24 protein-coding genes are annotated in these 25,690 nt (G+C 71.1%); 10 read left to right on the plus strand and 14 right to left on the minus strand.

The annotated features are described in order from the left end of the window. The first annotated feature begins 242 nt into the window (after positions 1–242). Positions 243–2,561, plus strand: coding sequence for a glycoside hydrolase family 6 protein (locus ACBJ32_RS35600; protein ID WP_375130490.1), 2,319 nt, complete (start codon positions 243–245; stop codon positions 2,559–2,561). Between the two features lie 125 nt (positions 2,562–2,686). Here ACBJ32_RS35600 and ACBJ32_RS35605 read toward each other — a convergent pair whose 3' ends face one another. From ACBJ32_RS35605 to ACBJ32_RS35625, 5 genes are all read right to left on the minus strand, one after another. Beyond that, positions 2,687–3,085 (minus strand): DUF1992 domain-containing protein, encoded by a 399-nt coding sequence (locus tag ACBJ32_RS35605; RefSeq protein ID WP_375130491.1) that lies wholly within the window; start codon positions 3,083–3,085, stop codon positions 2,687–2,689. Positions 3,086–3,098: 13 nt separating this feature from the next. Beyond that, entirely contained in the window at positions 3,099–3,998 is a 900-nt protein-coding gene (gene folP, locus ACBJ32_RS35610) for a dihydropteroate synthase (RefSeq protein ID WP_375130492.1), read from the minus strand. Positions 3,999–4,031: 33 nt separating this feature from the next. Next, a complete protein-coding gene (locus tag ACBJ32_RS35615) occupies positions 4,032–4,505 on the minus strand; it encodes an ATP-binding protein (protein ID WP_357882511.1) in 474 nt (157 codons plus the stop codon). Positions 4,506–4,607: 102 nt separating this feature from the next. Continuing rightward, positions 4,608–5,657, minus strand: coding sequence for an NAD-dependent epimerase/dehydratase family protein (locus ACBJ32_RS35620; protein WP_375130493.1), 1,050 nt, complete (start codon positions 5,655–5,657; stop codon positions 4,608–4,610). Positions 5,658–5,709: 52 nt separating this feature from the next. Beyond that, on the minus strand, positions 5,710–6,891 hold the full coding sequence (locus tag ACBJ32_RS35625; protein ID WP_357882517.1) for a zinc-dependent alcohol dehydrogenase: 1,182 nt from the start codon (positions 6,889–6,891) through the stop codon (positions 5,710–5,712). A 70-nt stretch (positions 6,892–6,961) separates the two neighbouring features. Here ACBJ32_RS35625 and ACBJ32_RS35630 point away from each other — a divergent pair, with 70 nt between their 5' ends. Further along, complete coding sequence (locus ACBJ32_RS35630) at positions 6,962–7,243, plus strand: hypothetical protein (RefSeq protein ID WP_357882519.1); 282 nt, start codon at positions 6,962–6,964, stop codon at positions 7,241–7,243. Between the two features lie 75 nt (positions 7,244–7,318). Then, complete coding sequence (locus ACBJ32_RS35635) at positions 7,319–8,677, plus strand: carbohydrate-binding protein (RefSeq protein WP_375130494.1); 1,359 nt, start codon at positions 7,319–7,321, stop codon at positions 8,675–8,677. A gap of 75 nt (positions 8,678–8,752) precedes the next feature. Here ACBJ32_RS35635 and ispG read toward each other — a convergent pair whose 3' ends face one another. Further along, on the minus strand, positions 8,753–9,898 hold the full coding sequence (ispG, locus tag ACBJ32_RS35640; RefSeq protein WP_375130495.1) for a flavodoxin-dependent (E)-4-hydroxy-3-methylbut-2-enyl-diphosphate synthase: 1,146 nt from the start codon (positions 9,896–9,898) through the stop codon (positions 8,753–8,755). Beyond that, a complete protein-coding gene (locus tag ACBJ32_RS35645; RefSeq protein WP_375130496.1) occupies positions 9,886–11,643 on the minus strand; it encodes a 1-deoxy-D-xylulose-5-phosphate synthase in 1,758 nt (585 codons plus the stop codon). Before ACBJ32_RS35645 ends, ispG begins: the two co-directional genes overlap by 13 nt. A 129-nt stretch (positions 11,644–11,772) precedes the next feature. On the opposite strand from ACBJ32_RS35645, the gene ACBJ32_RS35650 reads away from it, so the two are divergent. Genes ACBJ32_RS35650 through ACBJ32_RS35670 form a run of 5 tightly spaced genes read left to right on the plus strand, consistent with a single transcriptional unit; the run spans position 11,773 to position 18,886 of the window. After that, positions 11,773–12,816, plus strand: a complete 1,044-nt coding sequence (locus tag ACBJ32_RS35650) for a polyprenyl synthetase family protein (protein WP_375130497.1) — start codon at positions 11,773–11,775, stop codon at positions 12,814–12,816. 14 nt (positions 12,817–12,830) lie between these two features. Then, positions 12,831–13,772 (plus strand): 4-hydroxy-3-methylbut-2-enyl diphosphate reductase, encoded by a 942-nt coding sequence (locus ACBJ32_RS35655; protein ID WP_357882534.1) that lies wholly within the window; start codon positions 12,831–12,833, stop codon positions 13,770–13,772. A gap of 30 nt (positions 13,773–13,802) precedes the next feature. Beyond that, on the plus strand, positions 13,803–15,212 hold the full coding sequence (locus ACBJ32_RS35660; RefSeq protein ID WP_357882537.1) for a family 2B encapsulin nanocompartment shell protein: 1,410 nt from the start codon (positions 13,803–13,805) through the stop codon (positions 15,210–15,212). Between the two features lie 46 nt (positions 15,213–15,258). Continuing rightward, positions 15,259–16,635, plus strand: coding sequence for a family 2B encapsulin nanocompartment shell protein (locus ACBJ32_RS35665; RefSeq protein WP_375130632.1), 1,377 nt, complete (start codon positions 15,259–15,261; stop codon positions 16,633–16,635). Between the two features lie 10 nt (positions 16,636–16,645). Beyond that, positions 16,646–18,886 carry a germacradienol/geosmin synthase gene (locus tag ACBJ32_RS35670; protein ID WP_375130498.1) on the plus strand — a complete coding sequence of 747 codons (2,241 nt, stop codon included), beginning with the start codon at positions 16,646–16,648 and terminating at the stop codon, positions 18,884–18,886. Here the strand turns inward: ACBJ32_RS35670 and ACBJ32_RS35675 are convergent. Further along, positions 18,810–19,160 (minus strand): STAS domain-containing protein, encoded by a 351-nt coding sequence (locus tag ACBJ32_RS35675; RefSeq protein ID WP_357882543.1) that lies wholly within the window; start codon positions 19,158–19,160, stop codon positions 18,810–18,812. The two genes, ACBJ32_RS35670 and ACBJ32_RS35675, sit on opposite strands and share 77 nt — an antisense overlap. A gap of 429 nt (positions 19,161–19,589) precedes the next feature. Here ACBJ32_RS35675 and ACBJ32_RS35680 point away from each other — a divergent pair, with 429 nt between their 5' ends. Next, complete coding sequence (locus tag ACBJ32_RS35680; protein ID WP_375130499.1) at positions 19,590–20,114, plus strand: C40 family peptidase; 525 nt, start codon at positions 19,590–19,592, stop codon at positions 20,112–20,114. Between the two features lie 146 nt (positions 20,115–20,260). Here ACBJ32_RS35680 and ACBJ32_RS35685 read toward each other — a convergent pair whose 3' ends face one another. From ACBJ32_RS35685 to ACBJ32_RS35705, 5 genes are all read right to left on the minus strand, one after another. Then, complete coding sequence (locus ACBJ32_RS35685) at positions 20,261–20,563, minus strand: hypothetical protein (protein ID WP_357882549.1); 303 nt, start codon at positions 20,561–20,563, stop codon at positions 20,261–20,263. Positions 20,564–21,032: 469 nt separating this feature from the next. Continuing rightward, entirely contained in the window at positions 21,033–21,335 is a 303-nt protein-coding gene (locus ACBJ32_RS35690) for a hypothetical protein (protein ID WP_357882552.1), read from the minus strand. Positions 21,336–21,678: 343 nt separating this feature from the next. After that, the gene (locus ACBJ32_RS35695) at positions 21,679–21,981 is read right to left on the minus strand and encodes a hypothetical protein (protein WP_375130500.1); all 303 of its coding nucleotides are present in this window, start codon (positions 21,979–21,981) and stop codon (positions 21,679–21,681) included. A 331-nt stretch (positions 21,982–22,312) separates the two neighbouring features. Beyond that, positions 22,313–22,729 carry a MarR family winged helix-turn-helix transcriptional regulator gene (locus tag ACBJ32_RS35700; RefSeq protein WP_375130633.1) on the minus strand — a complete coding sequence of 139 codons (417 nt, stop codon included), beginning with the start codon at positions 22,727–22,729 and terminating at the stop codon, positions 22,313–22,315. 26 nt (positions 22,730–22,755) lie between these two features. After that, a complete protein-coding gene (locus tag ACBJ32_RS35705) occupies positions 22,756–23,373 on the minus strand; it encodes a type 1 glutamine amidotransferase family protein (protein ID WP_375130501.1) in 618 nt (205 codons plus the stop codon). 61 nt (positions 23,374–23,434) lie between these two features. Here ACBJ32_RS35705 and ACBJ32_RS35710 point away from each other — a divergent pair, with 61 nt between their 5' ends. Continuing rightward, positions 23,435–24,781: an NERD domain-containing protein kinase family protein gene (locus ACBJ32_RS35710; RefSeq protein ID WP_357882561.1), complete on the plus strand. Its 1,347-nt coding sequence runs from the start codon at positions 23,435–23,437 to the stop codon at positions 24,779–24,781. Between the two features lie 89 nt (positions 24,782–24,870). Here the strand turns inward: ACBJ32_RS35710 and ACBJ32_RS35715 are convergent, their stop codons facing one another. Beyond that, entirely contained in the window at positions 24,871–25,674 is an 804-nt protein-coding gene (locus ACBJ32_RS35715) for an FKBP-type peptidyl-prolyl cis-trans isomerase (protein WP_375130502.1), read from the minus strand. Between the last annotated feature and the right edge of the window lie 16 nt (positions 25,675–25,690).

The following is a 25,690-nucleotide window of genomic DNA, read 5'->3' on the forward strand; positions in this document are numbered from 1 at the left end:
TATGTCAACGGAATGGCGTCGCGGTAACCCCCGTGTTTCCTCTCACCAGGCTGCCGGGGATGAAAGTTTCATCCCCGTTCCGGGGCATTCAACGAGCATGCGGGGCGGTGGACACCTCGCCGGAGGGGTGCCGATTTACACAGCCCCGGCCACGGCACACCATGGGAGCGCTCCCAGCCATCTAGCACTGGAGATGATCGCTCGTGAGACTCCACCGCGGCCTCCGCAAATGGGCCGTGACCATGACCGCCGCGAGTGTCGCGGCCTTAGGGCTCGTCGTCGGCCAGACCTCGGCCGCTAACGCCGCCGTCGCCTGCGACGTGACCTACACAGCCAACTCGTGGACGAGCAGCCCTGGTCAGGGCGGATTCACCGCGAGCATCACGTTGAAGAACACCGGCGACCCGTTGACCTCGTGGTCGCTGGCCTTCGACTACCCGACCACCGGCCAGAAGTACACCCCCACCGGCTGGGGGGCGAACTGGAGCCAGTCCGGCACGACCGTGACCGGGACCAGCATGCCGTACAACGGCAGCCTGGCCACCGGCGCGTCTGTCTCCGTCGGCTTCAACGGCACCTGGACGGGCACCAACCCCAACCCGACCTCGTTCAGCGTCAACAACACCACCTGCGGCGGCACGGGCCCGACCACCCCGACGGTCGTCACCTCCTCCAGCGCGGTGGCGGTCGGCGAGGGCGGCACGGCCACGTTCACGGCCAGGCTCTCCTCCGCGCCGAGCTCGAACGTCACCGTCACCACCGCCCGTACCAGCGGTGACACGGACCTGACCGTCACCTCGGGCGGCTCGCTCACCTTCACGCCGAGCAACTGGAACACCCCGCAGACGGTCACCCTGGCCGCGGCCCAGGACGCCGACACCACCGCCGGCAGCGCCGCCTTCAGCGTCGGCGGCACCGGCGTCACCGGAGTCACGGTCAACGCCACCGAGGTGGACGACGACGCCACGGTCGAGCAGTCGATCGTCGTGACGCCGACCTCGGTCACCGTCCCCGAGGGCTCGACCGGCACGTTCACCGCGCGCCTGGCCGCGCAGCCCAGCTCCAGCGTGACCGTCACCACGACGGCGGGCAGCGGCGACAGCAACATCACCGTCAGCTCCGGCGCCTCGCTGACCTTCAGCACGTCGAACTGGAACACCCCGCAGACGGTCACCCTGGCCGCCGCGCAGGACACCGACACGACGAACGGCAGCCGCACCTTCACCGTCGCCTCCACCGGCCTGACCTCGCGCACGGTCACCGCCACCGAGGCCGACGACGACGGCGGCCCCAACCCCACCCACGTCGAGAACCCGTACGCCGGCGCCACCGGCTACGTGAACCCGAACTGGAGCGCCAAGGCCGCGGCCGAGCCCGGCGGTTCGGCGGTCGCCAACACCTCCACCGCCGTGTGGATGGACCGCATCGCCGCCATCGCCGGCAACGCCAACGCCATGGGCCTGCGCGCCCACCTCGACGAGGCCGTCAGGCAGGACGCCGCCAACGGCTCCGCGCCGCTGACCATCCAGGTCGTCATCTACAACCTGCCCAACCGCGACTGCTCGGCGCTGGCCTCCAACGGCGAGCTGCTCATCGCCGAGGACGGGTTCAACCGCTACAAGAGCGAGTACATCGACCCGATCGCGGCCATCATGCGCGACTCCGCGTACGCCAACCTGCGCATCGTCACGATCATCGAGCCCGACTCGCTGCCGAACCTCGTCACCAACCTCAACTCCTTCGACAAGTGCCGCGAGGCCAACGGCCCCGGCGGCTACCGCGACGGCGTCCGGTACGCGCTCAACCAGCTCCACGCCATCCCGAACGTCTACACCTACATCGACGCCGCCCACCACGCGTGGCTGGGCTGGGACTCGAACTTCCAGCCGTCCGTGAACCTCTTCCACGAGACCGTCGCCGGCACCACCGCCGGGGTGGACAGCGTGGACGGCTTCATCGTCAACACCGCCAACTACTCCGCCACGACCGAGCCGCACTTCACCATCAACACCACGGTGGGGCCGAACAACACCACGGTCAGGCAGTCCAAGTGGGTCGACTGGAACTACTACGTCGACGAGCAGACCTTCGCCACCGCGCTGCGCAACGCGCTCATCGCCAAGGGCTTCCGGTCGGGGCTCGGCATGCTGATCGACACCTCGCGCAACGGCTGGGGCGGCAGCGCCCGCCCGAGCGGGCCGAGCACCGCGACCACCGTGGACGACTTCGTCAACCAGTCGCGCGTCGACCGCCGCATCCACGCCGGCAACTGGTGCAACCAGAGCGGCGCCGGCATGGGCACCCGCCCGACCGCCAGCCCCGCCGCCGGCTTCGACGCCTACGTCTGGATCAAGCCTCCGGGCGAGTCCGACGGCGCCAGCCGGGACATCCCGAACGACGAGGGCAAGAAGTTCGACCGGATGTGCGACCCGACGTACACGGGCAACAGCCTCAACGGCAACAACATGTCCGGCGCCAAGGCCGACGCGCCGCTCTCGGGCCAGTGGTTCTCCGCCCAGTTCCGCGAGCTGCTGGCCAACGCCTACCCGCCCATCAACTGAATGGACCCGGCCGGCCGGGGACCCGCCTGACCCGGGCCCCCGACCGGCCCGAGGGACCCGCCTGACCCGGGTCCCTCAGCTACCGGAAGGGGCCCGGGCTTCGCGCCCGGGCCCCTTTCCCGTGCTCACCGCGACTGCCGCCACTCCGACACGATCCGGTCCACGTCGAAGGGCACCAGGTCGAGCGGCGGCCCGGAGAGCCCCGTGCGGATGGCGTCCCGGATCCGCTCGTTGATCTTCTCGACGATCCGCCGCGCCTCTGCCTCCGACCGCGCCCCCCGCGCCTGGCGCAGCGCCTCCTCGGCGTCCTTGCGCAACGCCAGCGTCGGCGGCAGCGGCATCGACAGCCCTTCGCTCTCGATCTTCTGCTTGATCCACCACATCTCGTCGAGAGGCCGCCCCTCACCTGGCAGCGGCTTGCCCTTCCCCGGCAGGTCCTCGAACTCCCCTCGCTCCTCCGCCTCCCTGATCTGCCGGTCGATCCAGCTCTCGAAGGGCATCCCGAGGGGCTTGCGATCGGTCACGTACGGATCCTCCTCATGCCAGGTTGTGGCTCGGGGCGGCGGGACCGCGCCACCCCAGCACGGCCTCGGTCATGCGGACGGACGCGACGGTGGCCGCCACGTCGTGCACGCGCAGGATGCGGGCCCCCTTGAGGATGGAGACCACGTTGGCCGCGATCGTCCCCTCCTTCCGCTCGCCCTGGGGCCGGTCGAGCGTCTCCCCGATGAAGTCCTTGTTGGACAGGGCGACCAGCGTCGGATGGCCGATGGCGGTGATCTCCTCCAGCCGCCGCGTCAGCTCCAGGGAGTGGAAGGTGTTCTTGTTCAGGTCGTGCCCCGGATCGATGATGATCCTGTCGGGGGCGATCCCGGCCTTCAGCGCGGCCGACACCCGCTCGCGCAGGAAGTCGGCGACCTCGCGGACCACGTCGGCGTAGCTGGGCCGGAAGACCCGCCGCCCCGGCCCGCCGAGGCTGTGGGTGACCACGACGCAGGCGCCGGTCCCGGCCGCGACCTCGGCCATGCCGGGCTCGCGCAGCCCGTTGGTGTCGTTGATGACGTCGGCGCCGGCCTCGACGGCGGCCGCCGCCACCTCGGGCCGGTGGGTGTCCACCGAGATCACGGCGTCGGTGGCGGCCCTGACCCTGGCGATGACCGGGACCACCCGGTCGATCTCCTCGGCCACCCCGATCCGCGCCTGGGCGGCGCTGAAGGCGAAGCCGCCGATGTCGACCCAGTCGGCCCCCTCGTCCACGGCCTTCGTGGCCGCCGCGACGGCGCTGTCGAGCTCGAAGGTGCGCCCCTGGTCGTGGAAGGAGTTGGGGGTCCGGTTGACGATGGCCATGATGGCGACCTGGCGTTCGAAATCGAACTCGCGCCGCCCGATGCGCCGGACGGGTGAGATGATCTCGGGGGAAAGCTTCTCGCCGCTCACCCCTCGAGCCTACCTGGCAGGCTCAGGCGCAGGTCAGGCGGTGAAGCGGCCGAACGGGCGCCCGCCGGGCGCGGTGACCCTGATGCGCCGCATGCGGCTGCGGGCGTTCAGGCCGGCCGGGCGCGGTAACCGCATGGTGAGCAGGACGGTCGTGCCGCTGGGCCCGGTGCGGAAGTCGGCGGCGTCGCACAGCCTGCGGATCAGGTAGATGCCCCGCCCCGTGTACGACGAGTCGGACGGCCGCTTGCCCCCGTTGACGTACGACTCGGGGATGCCCGCCCCCCGGTCACTCGTCTCGGAGCAGATGACGCCGTCGACGGTGTAGAGCTTGAACCGTCCCCACCCACCCGCGTGCTCGACGGCGTTGACCACGCTCTCGTGGACGGCGAGCACGAAGTCGTCCAGCCGCGGCCCGTGCAGCCCGCAGGTCTCGGCGTGCTCGGCGACGACGTGACGCAGCTTGCTCACGTCTTGAAGGGTGAACGTCTGGGCGATCAAGGTACGCATGCGCTCCTCCGTGTCGTCCGACTCGACACGCAGGCCACGCTTCAGGACCTCGCGTGGTCATTCACCTTCCCCGGCCGGCGGAACTTACACACGGTCATCCGTTTACGGACGTCCGCCGATCCCCGTCGCCAGCTCGCGTACCCGCGCGACGGGACCGGCGTCGGGCGCCAGCGGCGCGGTCTCCATGCCCGCACCGTCGTGCAACCCCTCGAACAGCTCCCGCATGGCCTCCTCCGAGGAGTGCCGCGGCTGCCAGCCGAGCACCTCGCGGGCCCGCTCCGTCTTCATGACCGGAACCCGCAGGGCCAGCTCCAGCAGCCCCGGCGCGGCGGGGATGAGCCTGAGGTGCCAGCCCGCTGCCACGGCCGCGGTGGCCAGGCCGCGCGGGACCCGCACCGTGCGCGTGTCCAGCAGCCTGGCCAGGTCGTGCGCGTCGAGCACCGGCTCGGCGGCGATGTTGAACGCGCCCCGCACCGGTTTGACCACGGCCAGCCGGTACGCCTGCGCCGCGTCCTCGGCGTGCAGCGCCTGCAGGCGCAACCCTGGGATGTCCGGCACGAACGGGATCCGCCCGGCCTTGATGAGCCGCCGCGGCAGGAACGGCCCGGCGAACAGCCTGCGCTGCTCGGTGGCCGCGGCCCGCTGGAAGATGAAGCCGGGCCGCATGCGCACCACGCGGATGTTCGGGTGGTCGTGCTCGAAGACGTCGAGCACCCGCTCGACGTAGGCCTTCTCCCGCCCGTAGGCGGCGCCGGGCCAGCCGTGCGTGGGCCAGCTCTCGTCCACGGGCCGGTCCTTGGGCCCCGGCGAGTACGCCCCCACGGACGAGGCGTGCACCAGCGCGGGCACCCCGGCCTCGGCGGCGGCGCGGAAGACGCGCATGCTGCCGAGGACGTTCGCCCGCCAGGTGGTGGCGGGGTCCCTGGTCGGCTGGAACAGCCACGCCAGGTGCACCACCGCGTCGGCGCCGTCGAAGATCCGCGTAAGGTCGGCGGACGCGACGTCGGCCTGACGCCAGTCGGTGCGGTCGATCCGCCATCCGGGCAACCGGCGGGCGACCCCGACGATCGACGTCACGCCGCCGTCCGCGGCCAGCGCGCGCACCACGCTGGTGCCGACGTTCCCGGTTGCTCCCACCACCACGACTCTCATGCGTGCTCCGCTGCCCCGCTCTCAGGCCGCGAAACCCTGTGAGCTGCGGACTTCAGGGCTGGAGCATGACCTTCACGGCGCCGTCGGCCTTCTTCTGGAACATCTCGTACGCCTGCGGCGCCTGCTCCAGCGGCATCCGGTGAGTGGTCAGGTCCATGACGCCGAGCGGGTCGGCGTCGTCGGTCACCAGCGGCATCAGCATCGGGATCCACCGCTTGACGTGGGCCTGCCCCATGCGCAGCGTGATGCCCTTGTCGAACATGCGCAACATGGGCATGGGGTCGGTCATGCCGCCGTACACGCCGATGATCGAGATGACGCCGCCGCGCCGGACGCAGTCGATGGCCTGGTTCAGCGCCGCCAGCCGGTCCACGCCGGCGTTCGCCATGAGCGGCGCGGCCATCGCGTCGGGCAGCAGCCCGGTCAGCGTCTGGGCGAGCTTGGCGGCGGGCGAGCCGTGGGCCTCCATGCCGACGGCGTCGATGACGGAGTCGGTGCCGCGCCCTGAGGTGCGCTGCCGGATCTCCTCGGGCACGTCGTGCACCTCGCTGGCGTCGACGACCTCGATGCCGTGGCGGCGGGCCATCTCCAGGCGGGTGGTGATGCCGTCCACGCCGATCACGCGGTGGCCGAGGTGGCGGGCGATGCGGGCGCACATCTGGCCGATGGGGCCGAGCCCGAAGACGGTCACGCTGCCGCCGTCGGGGATCTCCGCGTACGCGACGGCCTGCCAGGAGGTGGGCAGCACGTCGGACAGGTAGAGGAACCGCTCGTCCGGCGGCCCGTCGGGGACCCTGATCGGCCCGAACTGCGCCTCGGGCACCCGCAGGTACTCGGCCTGCCCGCCGGGCACCTGCCCGTAGAGCTTGGTGTAGCCGAACAGGGCGGCGCCCATGCCCCGCTCGCGGACCTGGGTGGTCTCGCACTGCGCGTAGAGCTCCATCCCGCACATGTGGCAGTGGCCGCACGCGATGTTGAAGGGGATCACCACGCGGTCGCCGCGCTTGAGGTTCTCGACGCCGGCTCCGACCTCCTCGACGACGCCCATGGGCTCGTGCCCCAGGATGTCGCCCTCGGCCATGAAGGGGCCGAGCACCTCGTACAGGTGCAGGTCGGAGCCGCAGATGCCGGTGCTGGTCACCCTGATGATGGCGTCGTTGGCTTCCTTGATGACCGGGTCGGGAACCTCCTCGACCCGTACGTCCCGTTTGCCGTGCCAGGTGACTGCTTTCATAAATGCCGCATACCCCCACATAGCTCTCCAAACGGTTCCGGGCACCGGCCACCGCCCTAGACTGCGCCGCATGGAACGCAGAGAGCCCACCCCGCTCACCCCCGACGAGATGGCCAGATTCCTCCCGGCGATGACCGACTGGCTCGCCAGGGAACTGCTCGAAAAGGGCTCGGTGCGCCTGTCCGCCCTCGACACCCCGGGCAGCCAGCGCAACTTCCAGGAGGTGGCCGGCCGGGTGAGCACGATGCTCGGGCGGCGGGTGATCACCGTGACCAGCAGCCACGGCATGACGTTCGAGTTCGCCGACGAGCAGCTGCCCGAGCAGGAGCGATCCGCCATAACACCGCGATAGGTGTTATTTGACACGACCACTCCTCGTGTCGGGTCCCGTACGGTGACGGCACCCCCCAGTACGAGGAGAGTCACCATGCTCCCCAGGAAGACCCTGACGGCCGGCATCGCGCTGGCGGCCGTCACCCTGATCACCGTCCCGGCCGTCGCGTACGCCGCGCGGCAGGACGACTCCCTGTTCGCCGCGGCCAGGGCGAGCGCGTCCGTCACGGCCGATCCCCCTCCCGGCCTGGTGGACGCGCTCGCCCGCGACCTCGGCGTCACCGGCGAGCAGGCCGAGCAGCGGCTGCTGAACGAGGCCGCCGCGGCCGGGATCGAGCCCAGGCTCCGGGCCCTGCTCGGACCCGCGTACGCCGGCACCTGGGTGACCGGCCCCACCGCCACCCCGGTCGCCGCCACCACCGACCCGTCGAAGGCGGCCGCCATCACGGCCGCCGGCGTCGAGGCCCGCGTGGTCACCCGCTCGCTCGGCCACCTCGACCGGACCAAGGCCGCCCTCGACCAGGCCTCGGCCACGGCCCCGGGAACCGCGCCCGTCTGGTACGTGGACGTCGTCGAGAACGCCGTGATCGTCCTGACCTCCACCCCCGCCAAGGCCACCGCCTGGATCCGGGCCAGCGGCGCCGACGTCTCGGCCGTGCGCGTGGTGCCCTCGCAGGAGCAGCCGCGGCCCTACTACGACGTGCGCGGCGGCGACGCCTACTACATCGGCTCGGGCTCGCGCTGCTCGGTCGGGTTCTCGGTGACGCGGGCCGGCTCGCAGGGCGGCTTCGTGACGGCGGGACACTGCGGCAGCACGGGCGCCACCACCACGGGCTCCAACCGGGTGGCACAGGGCACGTTCCGCGGCTCCTCCTTCCCCGGCAACGACTACGCCTGGGTCGAGGTCAACACCCAGTGGACCCCGGCCGGCGTGGTGAACGGCTACAGCGCCGGCATCCTGCCGGTCCGCGGCTCGACCGTGGCCCAGCCCGGCTCGTCGATCTGCCGCTCCGGCTCGACCACCCAGTGGCGCTGCGGCTCGGTGCAGCAGCTCAACACCAGCGTCACCTACCCGCAGGGCACGGTCAGCGGCGTCACCAGGACCAGCGTCTGCGCCGAGCCCGGCGACTCGGGCGGCTCGTTCATCTCCGGTGACCAGGCCCAGGGCGTGACGTCGGGCGGCTCGGGCAACTGCGGCTCGGGCGGGACGACGTACTTCCAGCCGGTCAACGAGATCCTCTCCACGTACGGCCTGACCCTGGCCACCCAGGGCGGCGGCCCCTCGCCGACCGTCACGCCGACGAACCCGGGCGGCACGTGGGCGCCCGGCACGGCGTACGCGGCCGGCGCCACCGTCACCTACGGCGGGGCGACGTACCGGTGCCTGCAGGGCCACACCTCGCAGCCCGGCTGGGAACCGCCGAACGTGCCCGCTCTCTGGCAGCGGGTCTAGGCGGCGGGTCCAGGCAGCGGGTCCAGGCGGCGCGGCTCGAACAGGGCGCCTGGGCAGCACGCTCGAGCAAGGCGTCTAGGCAGAGCCCCCAGGCTGGGGAGCCCCCTCCCCGGCCTGGGCCTCCCGCTCCTCGGCCAGGCGCATGGCCTCCTCGACCAGCGTCTCCACGATCCGCGACTCGGGCACCGTCTTGACCACCTCGCCCTTGACGAAGATCTGGCCCTTGCCGTTGCCCGAGGCCACGCCCAGGTCCGCCTCGCGGGCCTCGCCTGGCCCGTTGACCACGCAGCCCATGACGGCCACCCGCAGCGGATGCGGGAACCCGTCGAGCGCGGCCGTCACCCGGTCGGTCAGCGTGTAGACGTCCACCTGGGCCCGCCCGCACGACGGGCAGGAGACGATCTCCAGCCGCCGCTCCCGCAGGCCCAGCGACTCCAGGATCCCGATGCCGACCTTGACCTCCTCCACGGGAGGCGCGGACAGCGACACCCTGATCGTGTCGCCGATCCCCTCGTCGAGCAGCACCCCGAAGGCCACCGCCGACTTGACCGTGCCCTGCATGAGCGGCCCCGCCTCGGTCACGCCGAGGTGCAGCGGGTAGTCGCAGCGCGCGGCCAGCAGCCGGTAGGCGGCCACCATCACCTGCGGGTCGTGGTGCTTGACCGAGATCTTGAGATCGCGGAACCCGTGCTCCTCGAAGAGCGAGCACTCCCACAGCGCCGACTCCACCAGCGCCTCGGGCGTGGCCCTGCCGTGCCTGGCCAGCAGCCGCGGGTCGAGCGAGCCGGCGTTGACCCCGATCCTGATCGGCACGCCGCTGCCGGCCGCCGCCCTGGCGATCTCGCCCACCTTGTCGTCGAATCTCTTGATGTTGCCGGGGTTGACCCGCACCCCCGCGCACCCGGCGTCGATCGCGGCGAAGACGTACTTGGGCTGGAAGTGGATGTCGGCGATGACGGGGATCTGCGATCTGCGCGCGATGTCGGGGAGCGCGTCGGCGTCGTCCTGCGACGGCACCGCCACCCGGACGATCTGGCAGCCGGCCGCGGTCAGCTCGGCGATCTGCTGCAGCGTGGCGTCGACGTCGGCCGTGACCGTCGTGGTCATCGACTGCACGGAGACGGGGGCGTCGCCACCGACCGGCACGTCCCCCACTCTCACCTGGCGGGAGACCCGCCGGGGGCGGCGGACGGACGGCAGGCCCAGATCTACAGCGGCCATCTGTTCAGTTCCTTTCTGATGGCGTACGCGATGCCCTGGCCGGTCAGCCCGGCCTCGGCGAGCAGCTCCGAGCGGCTGCCCTGGCCGATGAACTCGCACGGCAGGCCCAGGTTGAGCACGTGCTGGCCCGGCACGCAGACCTGCCGCACCAGCGCACCGGCCCCCGAGGCGGCGATGCCGTCCTCGACCGTGACGACCAGCCGGCTGCCGCACAGCGCCCTGCGCAGATCGGCGGAGACCGGGATGACCCAGCGCGGGTCGACCACGGTCACGCCGAGGCCGGCGGCCGACAACATGGCGGCGGCGCTCAGGCACGGCCCGGCCATCGGGCCGATGGCCACCAGCAGCACGTCCTGGCCGGTGGAGGAGAGCACGTCGACGTCGCCGACGCTGCCCGCGGGCGGGATCTCCGGGCCCGCCGCGGCCTTGGGGAAGCGCAGCGCCGTGGGGCCGTCGTGCTCCACCGCCTCCTCCAGCAGCTCCGACAGCCGCACCGCGTCACGCGGCGCGGCCACCCGCATGCCGGGCACCATGGCCAGCGCCGCCAGGTCCCACATGCCGTGGTGGCTGGGCCCGTCGGGGCCGGTGATCCCGGCCCGGTCGAGCACCAGCGTGACGGGCAGCCGGTGCAGCGCGACGTCCATCAGCACCTGGTCGATGGCGCGGTTGAGGAAGGTGGCGTAGACGGCGACCACCGGGTGCAGGCCGCTCATGGCCAGGCCGGCCGCCGAGGCCAGCGCGTGCTGCTCGGCGATGCCGACGTCGAACATGCGCTCGGGGAAGCGCCGGCCGAACTCGGCCAGCCCCGTCGGGCCCGGCATGGCCGCGGTGATGGCGACCAGGTCGCGGCGCCGCTCGCCGAGCGCGCACAGGTGGCGGGCGAAGGCGTGCGTCCAGGTGCCGGTGCGCGGCGACAGCGGCCGCCCGGTCGCCGGGTCGGTGACCGGGATCGCGTGCAGGTGCTCGTCGAGATCCTGCTCGGCGGGCTGGTAGCCGAGCCCCTTGCGGGTCAGGCAGTGGATCACCACCGGCGCGCGCAGCTCGCGGGCCGTCCGCATGACCTGCTCCAGCGCCTCGATGTCGTGCCCGTCCACGGGGCCGAGGTAGCGCAGGCCGAGGTTCTCGAAGACGGTGACGCCGGGGGCGGCGCGCAGCCGGCCGAGGTGGCCGGCGCAGCCGCCGACCGTGGGGGCGTAGGAGCGGCCGTTGTCGTTGAGCACGACGATGACCGGCCGGTGCCGGGCCGCGCCCAGGTTGTTGAGCGCCTCCCAGGCGACGCCGCCGGTGAGCGCGCCGTCGCCGACCACCGCGACCACCGACCTGGCGGCCCGCGCGTCGCCGCCGGTGATCCGGCGCGCCTTGGCCATGCCGTCGGCGTAGGCCAGCGCGGTGGAGGCGTGGGAGCTGGCCAGATGGTCGTGGGGAGACTCCTGCCTGCTGGGGTAGCCGCTCAGGCCGCCCCGGCAGCGCAGGGTGTCGAAGCCGTCGCGGCGGCCGGTGAGGATCTTGTGGACGTAGGCCTGGTGGCCCGTGTCGAACACGATCACGTCGTCGGGCGACTCGAACACCCGGTGCAGCGCGATCGTGATCTCCACGATGCCGAGGTTGGAGCCGAGGTGACCGCCTCTGGCGCTCACCTTGTCGATCAGGAAGTCGCGGATCTCGCGGGCCAGCCCGGGAAGCAGCTCGGCGGGCAGGGACCGCAGGTCATCGGGGGTGGACACGTAGGGCAGCAGGGTCTTCATGACTTCCCCAGAAGGTGGGACTGCTGTGGCAAAAGAAAGCTTGAGCCGCAAAAGACACTTTACACGCTGCGTATTCAATGAGTAACTAGCGGTAGTGACCGACGGACAGAAGGAGCCGCGCGTATGCCGGTGAGCTTCACTCAGCCCTCCCTTGGCGCACGCATCGACCGGCGGCTGAGCGGCTTCCTCGACGCCTGGCGGAACCCCGTTTCCGACCCGGGCGTCGAGGCCGCGTACGGACTGCTGGCCGACTTCATCCTCGGCGGCGGCAAGCGCGTGCGCCCGCAGCTGTGTTACTGGGGCTGGCGCGGCGCCGGCGGCGACGACTGCGAGGAGATCATCAGCGCCGCCGCCGCGCTGGAGCTGTGCCACGCCGGCCTGCTCATCCACGACGACATCATGGACGGCAGCCAGCTCCGCCGCGGGCAGGCCACCGTGCACAGGAGTCTGACGGACCTGCACCAGGGGCCGGGCGCGGAGGCGTTCGGGCGGGCGGGCGGCATCCTGCTGGGCACGCTCAGCCTGGCCTGGTCGGACGCGCTGCTGTCGTCGTGCGGGGTGGAGGCGGCCCGGCTGCGTGCCGCCCACCACCTGTTCGACGCCATGCGCACCGAGGTCATCAGCGGCCAGTACCTCGACGTCCTGGCCCAGCTCCGCTCGGGCGCGACCGAGGCCGAGGCGCTGACGGTCATCCGCTACAAGAGCGCCAAGTACACCGTCGAGCGGCCGCTGCAGATCGGCGGCGCGCTGGCCGGTGCCCCGCCGGAGCTGCTGGACGCGTACTCCGGTTTCGGGGTGCCGCTGGGTGAGGCGTTCCAGCTCCGTGACGACGTGCTGGGCACGTTCGGCTCGTCGTCGGAGACCGGCAAGTCGGCGCTCGACGACCTGCGCGAGGGCAAGCAGACCGTGATGTACGCCTACGCCGTGCAGAACGCCACCCCCGCCCAGCTCGACCACCTGAGGACCTGGCACGGCAACCCGGAGCTGACCGAGGAGCGCGCCGCCGAGGTGCGCCGGATCCTCATCGACACCGGAGCGCTGGCCCGGGTCGAGGAAATGATCGAAGAACGTGTGCGCGAGGCCATGGCCGCCCTGGCCGGGGCCCAGATCAAGCCCGAGGCCGCCACGGTGCTGGCCGCGATGGCCGACCAGCTCGCGCACCGCACCAAGTGAGGGGCGTCTTCACCATGGGACAGGTACTACTGGCGGCTCCGCGCGGCTACTGCGCGGGCGTCGAACGCGCGATCATCACGGTGGAGGAGGCGCTCAAGCGCTTCGGATCCCCCGTCTACGTGCGCAAGCAGATCGTCCACAACACGTTCGTGGTCGACGACCTGAGCCGCCGCGGCGCGGTCTTCGTCGACGAGCTCGACGAGGTCCCCGACGGCGCGCTGGTCGTCTTCTCCGCCCACGGCGTCTCGCCGGCGGTGAAGCAGGAGGCGGCGCGGCGCGGGCTGCGGACCATCGACGCCACCTGCCCGCTGGTGACGAAGGTCCACAAGGAGGCCGTGCGGATGGCCGAGGCGGGCTACGAGATCGTGCTCATCGGCCACGCCGAGCACGAGGAGGTCGAGGGCACCCTCGGCGAGGCCCCCGAGCGCATCCACGTCATGGACCCGGCCGCCCCCGGCGACCTGCGGACCGACGGCTCCAGGCGGCTGAGCTGGCTGTCGCAGACCACGCTGGCCGTGGACGAGACCCTGCAGGCCGTCGAGAAACTGCGCGAACGCCACCCCGACCTGGTCGACCCGCCGAGCGACGACATCTGTTACGCCAGCCAGAACCGCCAGGTGGCGATCACCAGGATCGCGCCGCGCTGCGAGCTGGTCATCGTCGTCGGCTCGGCCAACTCCTCCAACTCCCAGCGCCTGGTGGACGTGGCGCTGGGCGCGGGCGCCGGCGCGGCCTACCTCGTCGACCGGGCGGCGCACGCCGACGAGCGCTGGCTCGACGGCGTGCGGACCGTCGGCGTGAGCTCCGGCGCCTCGGTGCCGGAGGGGCTGGTCACCGAGTTACTGGACTGGCTCGCCGCCCGCGGCTTCGCCGACGTGCAGCCGGTGACCGTGACCGAGGAGACCCTGACCTTCTCCCTTCCACTCGAACTCCGCTCCAACCGCAAGCCGGGCTAGGGCCCACACCGAGATTGGTGGTGCAGCACGATGACCGAACCGACCCACTCAACCGCACCTGAGAACGGCAACGGGCAGCTCAGCCTCAGCACCGATGCCGCCAGGCAACTCGCGACGACCACCAAGACTCCGCCGCAGATGCAGGAGATCACCACCCGCTGGCTGCTGAAACTGCTGCCGTGGGTGCAGTGCTCCGGCGGTGTGTTCCGGGTGAACCGGCGGCTGACGTACACGCTGGGCGATGGCCGGATCACCTTCACCACCACAGGCGCCGACGTGCGGGTGATCCCCGCCGAGCTGACGGAGCTGCCGATGTTGCGCGGCTTCGACGACATGGAGGTGCTCGAAGCCCTGGCCGACCGCTTCACCCAGCGTGAGGTGGAGACGGATGAGGAGATCGTCTCCGAGGGTGGCCAGGTGGACCAGCTCGTGCTGATCGCCCACGGCCGCGTGGCCAAGATCGGGCGCGGCGCGTACGGGGACGACCAGAACCTGGGCGTGCTGGCCGACGGCGACTACCTCGGCGAGCAGGCGCTGGTCCAGGGCGGACAGTTCGAGTACAGCGCGCGGGCCAGGACGGCCACCACCGTGCTCACGCTGTCCAGGGCGGACTTCGAGCAGGTCGCCGAGCGGGCGCCGGCGCTGCGCGAGCACATCGAGGCCTGGCGTACCAGCGGCGACCGCGACCAGAACGACTACGGCGAGGCCGCGATCAACATGTCGTCCGGCCACGTCGGCGAGGCCGTGCTGCCCGGCACGTTCGTGGACTACGAGCAGACCCCGCGCGAGTACGAGCTGAGCGTGGCCCAGACCGTGCTGCGCGTGCACAGCCGGGTCTCCGACCTGTACAACCAGCCGATGAGCCAGCTCGACCAGCAGCTCCGCCTCACGGTCGAGGCCCTGCGCGAGCGCCAGGAGCACGAGCTGATCAACAACAAGGAGTTCGGCCTGCTGCACAACGCCGACTTCGGCCAGCGCATCCGCACCCGCTCGGGCCCGCCCTCCCCCGACGACCTCGACGACCTGCTGTCCACGGTGTGGAAGGAACCCTCGTTCTTCCTGGCGCACCCGCAGGCCATCGCCGCGTTCGGGCGGGAGTGCAGCAAGCGCGGCATCTACCCGCAGTCCACCGAGGTCGGCGGGCACCGGGTGCCGGCCTGGCGGGGCGTGCCGATCTTCCCGTGCAACAAGATCCCGATCAGCGGCACCCGCACGACGTCGTTCATGCTCATGCGGACCGGACAGGAGAACCAGGGCGTCGTCGGCCTGCACCAGACCGGCATCCCCGACGAGTACCAGCCCAGCCTGTCGGTCCGGTTCATGAACATCAACGAGCGGGCCGTCATCTCCTACCTGGTCAGCGCCTACTACTCGGCCGCCGTCCTGGTGCCGGACGCGCTCGGCGTGCTGGAGGACGTCGAGCTCGGCAGGAACGGCTGACCCGGCCCCGCTCTCGTCCGTCCGGCCCCATGGATCGGTGGTGACCATGTCATTGGAGTCCGAACAGCGGCTGAGCCTCGACACCGGGGCGGCGCGGCGACTCGCCACGACGACCAAGACACCCCCGCAGATGCGGGAGATCTCCCCCCGCTGGCTGCTCCGGGTGCTTCCGTGGGTGAGCGTCGCGGGCGCGGTCTACCGGGTGAACCGGCGGCTGACGTACCGGGTCGGCGGCGGCCGGGTCGGCTTCGCCAACACCGGGGCCCGGGTCCGCGTGGTGCCGCCGAGCCTGACCGAGCTGCCGCCGCTGCACGGGCTCCAGGACGACCGCGTGCTCGACAGCCTGGCGGGGCTGTTCGAGCAGCGGGAGTTCGCACCCGGTGACACGATCGTGCGGGCCGGACGGCCGGCGCGGGAGCTGATCCTCCTCGCCCGCGGGAAGGCGGACAAGCTCCAGGCAGGCGCGTACGGCGACCGCGTCCTGCTCGGCTCGCTGGCCGGTGGCGACCACGCGGGGGCCGACCTGCCCGCGGACGGCGAGGTGTGGGCGTACACGCTGGAGGCCGGCACCGCGTGCACGGTGCTGGCCCTGCCGTGGGCGGAGTTCCACGCGGTGGCCGGCCGGTCGCCGTCGCTGCGCGCCCACCTCGACCGCTACCGCGCCCGGCGGGCGGCGCCGCGGAACAAGTGGGGCGAGGCCGAGATCGTCACGGCCGCCGGGCACCGGGGCGAGACCGTGCTGCCCGGCACGTTCGCCGACTACGACCCGGGGCCGCGCGAGTACGAGCTGAGCGTCTCGCAGACCGTGCTGCGCGTGCACACCCGGGTGACCGACCTGTACAACCAGCCGATGGAGCAGAGGGAGGAGCAGCTCCGGCTGACCATCCAGGCCGTGCGCGAGTCGCAGGAGCGCGAGCTGATCAACAACCGCGACTTCGGGCTACTGCACCAGGCCGACCCCGGCCAGCGGCTGTACACCAGGAACGGCCCGCCGGGCCCCGACGACCTCGACGAGCTGCTGTGCCGCAGGAAGAAGTCGCGCTGCTTCCTGGCCCATCCGCGGGCCATCGCCGCCTTCCACCGGGAGTGCAGCGCCAGGGGCGTCTACCCCGACAGCGTCGAGCTCGACGGCTCCAGGCTGACCGCGTGGCGCGGCGTGCCCATCCTGCCGTGCGACAAGATCCCGATCGCCCGCCACGGCACGAGCACGATCCTCGTCCTGCGCACGGGTGAGGAGGACCAGGGGGTGGTGGGCCTGTACCAGAGCGGCGTGCCCGACGAGCGCGAGCCGGGGCTCAGCGTGAAGTTCACCGGGATCGACGCCAGAGCCGTCGCGTCGTACCAGGTCAGCGCCTACTACTCGGCCGCGGTCCTGGTGCCGGATGCGCTCGGGGCGCTGGAGAACGTCGAGGTAAACAGGTAAGGAAGTGATGATGTCCCAGCCGTTCGAACTGCCGGACTTCTACGTGCCGTACCCGGCCCGGCTCAACCCGCATCTGGAGGAGGCACGCGCGCACTCCAAGCAGTGGGCTCGCGACATGGGCATGCTCGAAGGCTCGGGCGTCTGGGAGGAGGCCGATCTCGACGCCCACGACTACCCGTTGATGTGCGCCTACACCCATCCCGAGTGCGACGCCGTGGAGCTCGGCCTGATCACCGACTGGTACGTCTGGGTCTTCTTCTTCGACGACCACTTCCTGGAGGTCTTCAAGCGCACCGGCGACCTGCGGGGCGGCAAGGAGTACCTGAGCCGGCTGGCCCGTTTCATGCCGATGGGCGCCGACCTGACCGTGCCGGAGCCGACCAACCCGGTCGAGGCGGGCCTGGCCGACCTGTGGCCGCGTACGGTGCCCAGCATGTCCCTGGACTGGCGGAGCCGGTTCGCGGAGAGCACGCGCAACCTGCTGAACGAGTCTCTCTGGGAGCTGGCCAACATCAACAGCGGCCGGGTGGCGAACCCGGTGGAGTACATCGAGATGCGCCGCAAGGTCGGCGGCGCGCCCTGGTCGGCGGGGCTCGTCGAGCACGCCGTACGCGCCGAGGTGCCGGCCGTGCTCGCGGCCACGCGGCCGCTGCGGGTGCTCAAGGACTCCTTCTCCGACGCCGTGCACCTGCGTAACGACCTGTTCTCCTACCAGCGGGAGGTGGGCGACGAGGGCGAGCTGAGCAACGGGGTGCTGGTGCTGGAGAAGTTCCTCGGCTGCACCACGCAGGAGGCCGCCGACGCGGTCAACGACCTGCTGACCTCGCGGATGCAGCAGTTCGAGCACACGGCGGTCTTCGAGCTGGGGCCGCTGTTCGTGGAGCACGCCGTCGATCCGCTCAGCGCGGCCGGCGTGCTGGCCTACGTCAAGGGGCTGCAGGACTGGCAGTCGGGCGGGCACGAGTGGCACCTGCGCTCCAGCCGCTACATGAACGAGCGGGCGCGGGCCACCCGGCCGCTGGGCATGTCGTCGCTGGTCGATCTGCTGGGGGCCAAGCGGCTGCGGAACTTCGCGCACGTGCCGCACCAGCGGGTGGGGCCGTCGGTGATCCCCGAGCTGCACGTGCCGTTCGACCTGAAGCTCTCGCCCCACCTGGACGCCGCCCGGCGCAACGTCGTGGCCTGGTGCGCGGCGATGGGCATGCTGGAGCCGCAGAACGGGGTGGCCGGGTCCGCCGTGTGGGACGAGGCCAAGCTGATCGACATCGACCTGCCGCTGTGCGCGGCGGGCCTGCATCCGGACGCCTCGCCGGAGGAGCTGGACCTGGCCTCCTTCTGGCTGGCCTGGGGGACGTACGGGGACGACTACTTCCCGGTCGTCTTCGGCCGGACACGTAACCTGTCGGCGGCCAAGGTGACGGTGGACAGGTTCGGGCTGTTCATGCCGCTCGACGGCACCCCTCCGCCGCCCCCCGCGAACGCGCTGGAGCGGGGCCTGGCCGACGTGTGGGCGCGCACGACCGGGCCGATGCCGCCGGAGGACCGGGGCAAGCTGCGCGCGGCGATCGAGGAGATGTGCGAGGGCTGGCTGTGGGAGCTGGCCAACGAGATCGCCAGGCATGTCCCCGACCCGGTGGACTACATGGAGATGCGCCGGGCGACCTTCGGCTCCCACTTCACGATGAGCCTGTGCCGGTTGCGGCATGCCAGGGGGATACCCGGCGAGTTCTACGCCAGCGGGCCCGTGGTGGCGCTGGAGAACGCGATGATGGACGCCGGGGCCCTGGTCAACGACGTGTTCTCGTACCAGAAGGAGATCGAGTTCGAGGGCGAGGTGCACAACTGCGTGCTGGTGGTGCAGAGCTTCTTCGACTGCGACTACCCGACGGCGCTCGGCATCGTCAGGGACCTGCAGGAGTCGCGGGTGCGGCAGTTCCAGCACATCGTCGAGCACGAGCTGCCGGTCGTCTGCGACGACTTCGGCCTCGACGCCGAGGCGCGCCGCGAGGTGGACGCGTACGTGAGCGAGCTGCACAACTGGCTGGCCGGGATACTCAACTGGCACCGCGGCTGCTTCCGCTACGACGAGCCGACGCTGCTGCGTCACAACCTCCCGCCGCGCCGGTGGCTCGGCGGGCCCAGCGGCCTGGGCACCTCGGCCGCCATGATCGGCCCTACAGGGGCACGTGGTGGCTCCTGGGCTGGTAGAACCAGCCCATCATGCGCAGGAGTCTCCGCTGGTACGGCGTGACGTTGTGCAGCCGGATCCACCGCTGTGAGGGAGGCAGGGTGGGCATGACCAGCACGCGCAGCCCCGAGACGTCGATGAAGCGCAGCTCGCCGGTGTCGACCACGATGTAGGCGCCCTGCGCCGGGCTGCGGCAGCCGGCCAGCGTGGTGGCCAGCGCGGGGCTGTTGGAGGCGTCGATCTCGCCGATGAGCGCGACGGCCGGCACCCCCGGCGCCTTCGCCATCACGATGGTCAGCTGCCTGTCCTGGTAGAGCAGTTGCTCCTGGACGCTCACGCTCCTCGCACCCCCCATCACGCGCTCTGGGGGTCGTCTTGCCGATCGGGATGGCCGCCGGCACGCGCCGCCGGCCGTTGACCCGAGTCCAGATTACACGACAGATGTTTGACGATGTAATTTTCGTAGGAAAATGACCGATTTTTCGGACAATCCTGAACATCTCCGCCAGGCGGCTTCAGCCGAGCACCGGTACTCCCGGCATACGCGTGGCGTCAGCGGGCTTACCGAGGATCTCCCGAAAGGCGGCCGGCTCCGTCGGCCGCCCACCCCTCGCCGCCAAATAACGCGAAATATCCGCTTATTGCGTGCGCTATGAGAGGGCGTTTTGTAGCAATAGAAGCGAGAAAAAGACGCAGATAAGACAACTGCGTACAGGTCGGCGGTCATGCCCCCGGACGCCGCTCGGAACGGGAGCGCTGATAAGCCATGAAAGAGAAAGGGATTCGACGGATAGCGGCGGCGGCGTGCGCCATCGTGTGCACGATCGGGTGCGTCGCCTGGCCGGCGCCGGCGACGGCGGCGTCCGCGTCAGGGGGCATCGCGCTGAGGGCCGCGCTGGAGATGATCGGGGTGCCCTACTCCTGGGGCGGGGGCGGGGTGCACGGGCCCGGCTACGGCATCGGGCGGGGCGCCAGGACCAAGGGGTTCGACTGCTCGGGGCTGGCCGAGTACGCGTACGCGCGGGCGGGCATCCCCATCGGCACGACCACGACGGAGCAGTGGCGCTCGGGCGTGCGGGTGCCTGAGGACCTGCTGGAGCCAGGGGACCTGGTCTTCTACGACAACGACCGGAAGCGGCCGGGGCCGGAGCACGTGGGGCTGGCCCTGGACGGCGAACGCATGGTGCACGCGCCGTACACCGGCGCGCTCGTGCGGATCGACCCGCTCGACAGGCCGGACCTGCTCGGCGTGGTGCGGCCGGATCGGGGTCGCGGCGATGTGGAGCTGTGAGCCGGCTGCCTGCCGCACGTCCCCTCGGGCGCTCCTCACCCGAAGCGCGCCGGGGGACGTGCGGCCGCCGTTCGTCTCGATGTCCGGGAAGCCGCGCCGTGGCCTCGCGAGTCACCACGGCCGGCGTTCCCGCCCACCCAGGGGTGCTACTCGGACTTGGCCTGGCCGTTCTCGATCTCGGTGTCCTTGTTGTGGTTACCGACCGCAGGCTGGTTGTTGTTCAGCAGCTGGAGGTCGACCTCGTCCAGGATGTTGATGATCTCGACCTCGAGGTCGTTGACCGAGTGGTTGAGCACGTCGTTCAGCGCGTCGTCGATGATTTGGAACTGGGACAGCAGGGCCTGGCCCTTGTTGCTCGGGTTGGGGCCGACGTCGGCGGACGCGGCGGAGGCGGAGAACCCGAAGGCGGCGGCCGCGACAACGGCACCGGCCAGAATACGACGGATCATGATTGCTTTTCCTCCATGGATCGGCGCGGGGCTCCCGGCGCCGTGTTCATACGTGCAGAGCTGTGAGGTGCCGCAGTCAACGATCGTGGCGGACATCGGAGATGGCAAACTCGAAATGCCCTCATGGAGGTCAAGGAGGCGCTTGGATTCTTTGGCACTGGATTTCGGCGACCGGAGAAGTCGTCGTTGAGTATCGGTGTCCGTGGATATCGGCGTCCGTGTCACTCACGATATTCCCGGCCGGCCCCGGCACAAAGCGCGGAAGCGTCTGCCGTACGTCCCCAGGTGACCTTCGCCCGGTCACGCTGAGGACGTACGGCCGCCGAACGCCTCAGTGCCCCGAAAGCCGCTCCGTGGCCTCGCGAGTCTCCACGATCAGATTCTTTCGTGCACCTGGGAGGGAGGAGGGCGGTTGGCCACGCGGCCCGCTCCGGTGCGGTGCCGCCGCACCTCCCCCGCCTCCCGAGACTTACTCGGACTTGGAGTGCCCGTTGTCGATCTCGGTGTCCTTGTTGTGGTCGCCGACGGAGGGCTGGTTGTTGTTCAGCGCCTGGACGTTGACCTCGTCGAGGATGTTGATGATCTCGACCTCGAGGTCGTTCAGCGAGTGGTTGGCGACGTCGTTCAGGATGTCGTCGATGATCTGGAACTGGCTCAGGATGGCCTGGCCGCCGTTGTACGGGTTGGGGCCGACGTCGGCGGACGCGGCGGTCGCGGAGAACCCGAATGCGGCGGCCGCGATAGCGGCACCGGCCAGAATACGACGGATCATGATTGCTTTCCTCCATGGATCGGCGCGGAATTCCGGCGCCATAGTCGTTCGTGCAGGGCTGTGAGGTGCCGCCAATAACAATTGCGGCGGGCGGCGTAGCCCGCAACCCGGAAAGGCCTTATGGAGGTCAAGAAGCCGCCTCGATTTTTTGGTGTCAGGTTTTCGCGGTCAGGAAACCGGCATCCGTGCAGCGCGGTTGCCCACCCGAAACATCGACGGCGCTTAAGTCTTTCCATGGCCTCGCGGATCGCCACCGCCGGCTCATTCGCATACGCGCGGGGGCCGGAGGGGGGCCGGTCATGGCTCCCGGCCGCCGCCCCCTCCGCCCATGAACGCCCTGGGCCTACTCGGCGCTGGCCGAGCCGTTGTCGATGTCGGTGTCCTTGTTGTGGTCGCCGACAGTGGGCTGGTTGTTGTTCAGCAGCGGGACGTTGACCTCGTCCAGGATGTTGATAATCTGGACCTCGATGTTGTTGGCCGAGTGGTTCAGCACCTTGTTCAGCGCATCGTCGATGATCTGAAACTGGCTGAGGATGGCGGCGCCCTCGTTGCGCACGTTGGGGCCGACGTCGGCGGACGCGGTGGTCGCGGGGAGCCCGAAGGCGGCGGCCGCGATTGCAGCACCGGCCAGAATACGACGGATCATGATTGCTTTCCTCCGTGGATCGGCGCGGAATTCCGGCGCCGTGGTCGTTCGTGCAGGGCTGTGAGGTGCCGCGAATAACCCTCATGGGAGGCGACGAAAACCGCAACTCGGAAAGGCCTCGGCTAGGTCAAAGTGCCGCCTCTATTTTTTGGCGTCGGTTTTCCCGGCCCGCCACGGCACCGCCCCTGCACAGGACTTCGGCGATCCGCCATTCAACCGGTTTCACGCCCCGGCGAGACGCGCACGGGGAATTCGTTCACCGCTCTTTGGACAAAGTTCGACCGGCGCTTTGGGAGTTCGCCGGCGCCGGCGGTTCGCCGCCGGCGCCGGGTCACGAATCCTCCGCCAGGCGGTCGAGGGCGGCCGAGAGCCGCTGGAGCACCTCCAGGCACCGCCGGGCGTCCTCTGCCCCCAGCTCCCCCACGAGCCGGTCGGCGAACTCCTGGTGGCCGGGGTCGATCTTGGCGATCGCCTCCCGCCCGGCCTGCGTGGGCTGCAGCAGCTTGGCCCGCCGGTGCGCGGGATTGGGCCGGTACTCGGCCAGGCCCCGCTCCACCAGCAGGTCCGCGATGCGCTGCACCCCCTGCCTGGTCATCCCCATGACGCGGGCGATCCCCGCGACGGGCAGCGGCTCGCGCAGGACGGCGCCGAGCACCTGCCACCACGCGGCCGTCACCCCGGCCGGCCGCGCCAGCTCCTCGGCCACCTGCAGGAACTGCCCGTTGAGCCGGAACGCCCCCAGCGCCATCCCCGACAACAGCTCGCTACTCTCGCTCACGCCGTCATCAACACCTCGAAGGCCGAGGCGTCGCTCCTGGAGAACAGCCGGAACCAGGCGTCCAGCACCTCGGGCCGGTAGACGTCGAGCCGGCGGAAGACCTCCCTGGCGAAGGCCACCGGCTCGGTCGGGCCCGCCGTGACCAGGTCGCCGTCGAGCACCGCGTCGCGGTCGAGGTAGCGCTTGGCTCCGGCGTACCCCTCCTGGGCCTCCAGGTACTGCGCCACGGCGCTGGTGTGGTCGCGGTCGTCCAGCAGCCCCTCGCGGGCCAGCCCCGCCGTGGCGCCGCAGATGGCGGCCACCGGCACCCCCGCGTCGAGGAACTCGCGGGCCTTGCGCGCGAACGGCACCAGCGAGTCACCCGCGTCCCACAGGTCGGCGCCCGGCAGGAGGAGTAGCGCGCTGTCGGCCGGGGAGAGGTCTGCCAGCGCGATATCGGGGGTGATGCGCAGGCCGCCCATGCTGACGACCGGGTCGGTCGTCAGGCCGACGGTGACGATCTCGTATCCGCCCGGTTCGCGCTGGTAGTTGCCGTTGCGCAGGTGAGCCGTGAGGTGACCGGTCTCCCAGTCGGCGAGCGTGTCGTAAACGGCGTGGTGAACGATTTTCTGCATGACAACATCTTGTCATTACGACAACATGCTGTCAACTCATAACCGTGGAAGGATAGGCCGCATGGCAGAGATCGTCGGCGGAGGACGTCCGGTCAACGACGCCGAACGGCGCGTGATCGCTTATCTCCGTGACCACGCGCCCGCCGACTGGCTGCTGCTGCACAACGTCGAGGTCCCACGCGGCTCCGACATCTTCGAGGTCGACCTGATCGTGCTGACCGGCCACTCGCTCGTCGTGGTCGACGTCAAGGGCACCCGGGGCCGCATCGAGGTGTCGGGCACGCGCTGGTTCCCGCCGCGCAGGGAGGCGTTCGGATCGCCGGTGACCAAGCTGCGGGGCACCGCGAAGGCGCTCAAGGGCCTGCTGGTGTCCAGGGCCACCCAGCTGGAGCGGGTCTACGTCGACAGCCTGGTCGTGCTCACCTCGCCCGACGCCGAGCTGGTCGACCCCGCGGGGCGCGACGCGGTCAACGTCACCGACCTGCCCGGCCTGCTGGCCACGCTGAGCGACGTCTCCCGGGTCAGGCGCGGGTGCAGCCCCGACGCCAGGCCGTACCTCACCGCGATCCTCGACGCGCTCAACCAGACCGTACGCCGCAGCACGGCCCCGCCCAGGTACGGCAACTGGGAGGTCGAGGAGCAGCTCGGCGGCGACTCCAAGGTCACCGAGTACCGTGCGTTCAACGTCACGCTGCCGGGCAGCGAGACCGTGCTGCTGCGGGTCTACCAGGCCGATCCGCTGGCCGACCAGCAGGCGCGGGCGGCCGAGCGGCAGCGCATCGCCAACGCCTACCAGACGCTGGCCAGGATCCCGCCCCATCCGTGCGTGGTGCGCTCGCGCGACTTCTTCGCCATCGACGACGAGAGCCGGTTCGTGCTGGTGCTCGACGACGTCCACGGCGAGGCGCTGCACCTGGCGCTGGGCAAGGGCGCGCCGCTGGGCGTGATCCAGGACCTGCTGCGCGGGCTGGCCCACGCCCACGCCAACGGCGTGGTGCACCGGGCGCTCACCCCTGCCGCCGTGCTGGTCACCGACGACGGGCACGCGGTGCTGACCGGGTTCGACTACGCCAAGCCAGGGCCGCGCAACTACACCGTGGCCCACGAGCTGGGCAACATCCTCGACGCCGCGTACGTGGCGCCGGAGTGCCAGGAGCGGGCCGACCTGATGACGACCGCCTCCGACGTGTACGCCGCCGGCGTCATCGCCTACCAGCTCCTCACCGGCCAGTTCCCCACCAGCGGCGACGCCCACGGGCCCGACGTGCCCGAGGTGGTGCGGCGCATGCTCGACCACTCCCCCGCCAAGCGCCCGTCGGCGGCCGAGGCGCTGGAGATGCTGCGCAGCACGCCCGCCCAGGGCTCCCGGCTCAGGCGGTTCGTCCGCCGCATCGTGTCGCGATCATGACTGTTCCGCCGCGCCCCGCCGGACGCTCCCCGGCGTGATCGGCGCCCGCCTCGGCCGAGGGCAGGCCGGGCGGCGACGGAGCCGCCGGCCTACGCGCGCGTGATCGTGTCGAGGATGTCGATGACGTACAGCATGGGCCGCGGGCCCGGCGACGGCACCGCCACCCTGCTGCCGACCCGCCGGCCGGCCAGCGCGCCGACCCAGGCCGCCGGCACCGACCCCGCCTCCAGCGTGAACGCGCTGGGCCCGCCCCGCCGGTACGAGGAGTCCACCACGACCCTCGACGGCCACGACGCGGCCACGTACTGGACGACCACCCTCGACCCCGCCACGACCTCCTGGCCGGACCCGTCGATCAGGGTGCGCGGCGGCGCGGCGGGCGTGAGGTCGGCGGGGACGACCGGCAGCGGGCGGCCGACGAGGCGCGCGTCGGGCGGATAGCCGCCCAGGATGTCGAAGACGAGCACCAGCGTGTCGGCGGGCGAGACGCCGGTCAGCGGCACGTTCGGCCCCAAGGCCTCCCCTGCCGGGCTGACCAGCATGACGCGGCTGCCGGCCGGCCGCCCGATGAGCGACTGCCGCCACGTCTCCGCCACCTGCCTGCCGTCGAACACGACCGTGGTGGGCTGGTTGCCGTCGTGGGTGCTCAGGTACGGCCGGTTGTCCGACCAGCGCCGGATGTCCACGTCGGCGAGCACCACGTCCCCCGGCACCGTACGCCGTCCGCTGCCGACCGACAGGACCGTGATCCGCGGTGTGCGCCCCGGCTGGCCCTTGGGTATGGAGACGATCGGCTTGCTGCCGAACCTTCCCGTCACGACGGGTTGCGTGCCCTCCTCCGCCACACCGCACGAGGTGGTGAGCACGAGGAGCGCAGGCCAGAACAGACGCACGATTTCCTCCAGGGCC

Source organism: Nonomuraea sp. GTA35, from assembly GCF_041950525.1.
GTDB lineage: Bacteria > Actinomycetota > Actinomycetes > Streptosporangiales > Streptosporangiaceae > Nonomuraea.

Excerpts from the sequence above, each read along its gene's own strand:
- ACBJ32_RS35600 (WP_375130490.1), top strand. The coding sequence starts at position 243 with ATGACCGCCGCGAGTGTCGCGGCCTTAGGGCTCGTCGTCGGCCAGACC.
- ACBJ32_RS35615 (WP_357882511.1), bottom strand. The coding sequence starts at position 4,505 with ATGCGTACCTTGATCGCCCAGACGTTCACCCTTCAAGACGTGAGCAAG.
- ACBJ32_RS35620 (WP_375130493.1), bottom strand. The coding sequence starts at position 5,657 with ATGAGAGTCGTGGTGGTGGGAGCAACCGGGAACGTCGGCACCAGCGTG.
- ACBJ32_RS35625 (WP_357882517.1), bottom strand. The coding sequence starts at position 6,891 with ATGAAAGCAGTCACCTGGCACGGCAAACGGGACGTACGGGTCGAGGAG.
- ACBJ32_RS35630 (WP_357882519.1), top strand. The coding sequence starts at position 6,962 with ATGGAACGCAGAGAGCCCACCCCGCTCACCCCCGACGAGATGGCCAGA.
- ACBJ32_RS35635 (WP_375130494.1), top strand. The coding sequence starts at position 7,319 with ATGCTCCCCAGGAAGACCCTGACGGCCGGCATCGCGCTGGCGGCCGTC.
- ispG (WP_375130495.1), bottom strand. The coding sequence starts at position 9,898 with ATGGCCGCTGTAGATCTGGGCCTGCCGTCCGTCCGCCGCCCCCGGCGG.
- ACBJ32_RS35645 (WP_375130496.1), bottom strand. The coding sequence starts at position 11,643 with ATGAAGACCCTGCTGCCCTACGTGTCCACCCCCGATGACCTGCGGTCC.
- ACBJ32_RS35655 (WP_357882534.1), top strand. The coding sequence starts at position 12,831 with ATGGGACAGGTACTACTGGCGGCTCCGCGCGGCTACTGCGCGGGCGTC.
- ACBJ32_RS35660 (WP_357882537.1), top strand. The coding sequence starts at position 13,803 with ATGACCGAACCGACCCACTCAACCGCACCTGAGAACGGCAACGGGCAG.
- ACBJ32_RS35665 (WP_375130632.1), top strand. The coding sequence starts at position 15,259 with ATGTCATTGGAGTCCGAACAGCGGCTGAGCCTCGACACCGGGGCGGCG.
- ACBJ32_RS35670 (WP_375130498.1), top strand. The coding sequence starts at position 16,646 with ATGTCCCAGCCGTTCGAACTGCCGGACTTCTACGTGCCGTACCCGGCC.
- ACBJ32_RS35680 (WP_375130499.1), top strand. The coding sequence starts at position 19,590 with ATGAAAGAGAAAGGGATTCGACGGATAGCGGCGGCGGCGTGCGCCATC.
- ACBJ32_RS35685 (WP_357882549.1), bottom strand. The coding sequence starts at position 20,563 with ATGATCCGTCGTATTCTGGCCGGTGCCGTTGTCGCGGCCGCCGCCTTC.
- ACBJ32_RS35690 (WP_357882552.1), bottom strand. The coding sequence starts at position 21,335 with ATGATCCGTCGTATTCTGGCCGGTGCCGCTATCGCGGCCGCCGCATTC.
- ACBJ32_RS35695 (WP_375130500.1), bottom strand. The coding sequence starts at position 21,981 with ATGATCCGTCGTATTCTGGCCGGTGCTGCAATCGCGGCCGCCGCCTTC.
- ACBJ32_RS35700 (WP_375130633.1), bottom strand. The coding sequence starts at position 22,729 with ATGGCGCTGGGGGCGTTCCGGCTCAACGGGCAGTTCCTGCAGGTGGCC.
- ACBJ32_RS35705 (WP_375130501.1), bottom strand. The coding sequence starts at position 23,373 with ATGCAGAAAATCGTTCACCACGCCGTTTACGACACGCTCGCCGACTGG.
- ACBJ32_RS35710 (WP_357882561.1), top strand. The coding sequence starts at position 23,435 with ATGGCAGAGATCGTCGGCGGAGGACGTCCGGTCAACGACGCCGAACGG.